The sequence below is a fragment of the Streptomyces sp. NPDC005774 genome (assembly GCF_042871645.1).
GTDB lineage: Bacteria > Actinomycetota > Actinomycetes > Streptomycetales > Streptomycetaceae > Streptomyces > Streptomyces pratens.
This window is the reverse complement of sequence record NZ_JBIAIV010000130.1, coordinates 1-2,159: the sequence shown is the minus strand read 5'-3', so window position 1 is coordinate 2,159 and position 2,159 is coordinate 1. Positions and strand designations below refer to the sequence as shown.

The 2,159-nt window shown below is 70.8% G+C and carries 2 protein-coding genes; both read left to right on the top strand.

What is annotated here, in order from left to right:
- The first annotated feature begins 139 nt into the window (after positions 1 to 139).
- On the top strand, positions 140 to 619 hold the full coding sequence (locus ACFYQA_RS39415) for a hypothetical protein (protein WP_388928648.1): 480 nt from the start codon (positions 140 to 142) through the stop codon (positions 617 to 619).
- A 5-nt stretch (positions 620 to 624) separates the two neighbouring features.
- Positions 625 to 2,130: an ISKra4 family transposase gene (locus ACFYQA_RS39410; protein ID WP_388928650.1), complete on the top strand. Its 1,506-nt coding sequence runs from the start codon at positions 625 to 627 to the stop codon at positions 2,128 to 2,130.
- The last annotated feature ends 29 nt before the right edge of the window (positions 2,131 to 2,159 follow it).

Below are 2,159 nucleotides of genomic sequence, written 5' to 3'. Positions count from 1 at the left end.
TTGGGTGCAGATCTTCTGAGGGTGCCTCGTTGGGGTGATTCGCAGGGGTTCGGGATGTGGTCGGGCGTGCCGGCTTCTACCGTCGCCGGGGTCGAGCCTGCCGTGAGAGGTGCGGGTGCTGAGCGAGGGTGGGTGTGGGGTGCCGTCGTTGATCGAGGCGTTGGAGGCCAGACAGGCCGAGGTGGTGGGCCAGGCCGAGCGGCTGCGTAAACAGATCGCTGGTCTGTCCGAGGAGTTGTCGCGGGTCGAGGAGCAGCTGGCGCGGTTGCAGATCACACGGGAGACGGTGGGGGAGGTACTGGCCGCGCCGTCTTCGCCGGTGCCGGGCGTGGACGCCGCAGGTGGGGGTGCCGACGGGGTCGCCGCGGCGCTGGTGAAGGCCGAGGCAGAGCTGGATGTGACGGTGATGTCGCCGGAGTATCGGGCGATCATCGCCTTGTTCGCGACCTCGGGGGCGGCGATGCGCTGCAAAGAGGTGTGCCGGCACCTGAGTCTGGGGACCGAACCGCGGCATGTCGAGGGGATGCGCTCGAAGCTGAAGCGGCTGGTGGAGCGCGGAATCCTGGCCGAGCCTTCGTCCGGGCTGTTCAAGGTCGACGGGCGAGAGCAGGGGTGGTGAGCGTGCTGGAGCCGGCCGAAGCTGCGTTCGCCGCCTCGCGGCGCCTGTTCGACGCGGTGGCCGAGGAGTTGCAGGGGCCGGAGGCGGCGGTGTTGACGCACTCGCAGTTGGAGGACCTGCTGGGGACGCGGATGCGCGAGGTCACCCGGCAGCTGTTCCAGGACCATCTGACGCTGCGGGCCAGGGACGAGGTGCGCCTTGAGGAGGTCGTGGATGCCGAAGGCCGTGAGCGTACCCGGATCGAGCGGGGCCGGCGCCGGAAGCTGGCCACGGTGTTCGGCAAGGTCACCGTGCCCCGGATTGCCTACCGCGGCACCGGCGTGGCGGACCTGCACCCGGCCGATGCGGTGCTGAACCTGCCGGACGAGATGCACTCGCACGGGCTGGCCAAACTCGCCGCGATCGAGTCCTCCCGCGGCAGCTTCGCCGACGCCTGTGAGCGGATCAACGCCGTCACCGGCGCCGGAGTGGGGCACCGGCAGGTCCAGGAGCTGGCCGTCGGCGCCGCGGCGGACATCGACGCCTTCTACGACGCCCTCGTGCCGGCCCCCTGCACCGATGCCACGCCGCTGATCTTGTCGTTGGACGGCAAGGGCGTGGTGATAAGGCCCGAAGCGCTGCGCGAGCACACCGCCAGGGCCGCCGCGGCCAAGGGTGGCAACGCGATGAAGACCCGGCTGGCGTCCGGGGAGAAACACGGCAGGAAGCGGATGGCCACCCTGGGCGCCGTCTACGACGCCGAGCCCGCGCCCCGCAGCGTGGACGACGTCATCGCCGACCCCGACACCGCCGACGACACCGGCCGCGAGCGCGCGCCCGGGCCAAAGGCCCGGTCGAAGTGGTTGTGCGGCTCAGTGAGCGGCACCGCCGCCGAGGTGGTGGCCGCCGTGTTCGACCAGGCCGAGCACCGCGACCCCGGCCATCGCCGTCCCTGGGTCGTCCTGGTCGACGGAGCCCGCCACCAGATCGACCTCATCAACGCCGAAGCACAGCAGCGCGGCGCGGACATCCACATCATCGTCGACCTGATTCACGTGCTCGAATACCTGTGGCGAGCGGCCTGGTGCCTGCACGACACCGGCGACGCCTTTGCCGAGACCTGGGTCGCCCGCCACGCCCGCGCCCTCCTGGCCGGCCGCGTGCAGCAAACCGCCGCCGCACTCGAGGCGGCCGCCCGCACCGCCCGACTGCGCGGCGCCAAGCGCAAGGGCATCGACGAGGCCGTGAACTACCTGACCGGCAAGGCCGAACACCTGCGCTACGACACCGCCCTGGAACGCGGCTGGCCGATCGCCACCGGGATCATCGAGGGAGCCTGCCGCCACCTGATCAAAGACCGCCTGGACATCACCGGAGCCCGCTGGGGCCTGTCCGGCGCCGAGGCCGTCCTCAAGCTCCGCGCCCTGCGCAGCAACGGCGACTTCGACGCCTACTGGGCCTGGCACGAGCAGCAGGAGTTCAACCGCAACCACCAGGCACGCTACCGCGACCGGCTCATACTCACCGCCTGATAGACAGCACCCTCATTGGATCTGCACCC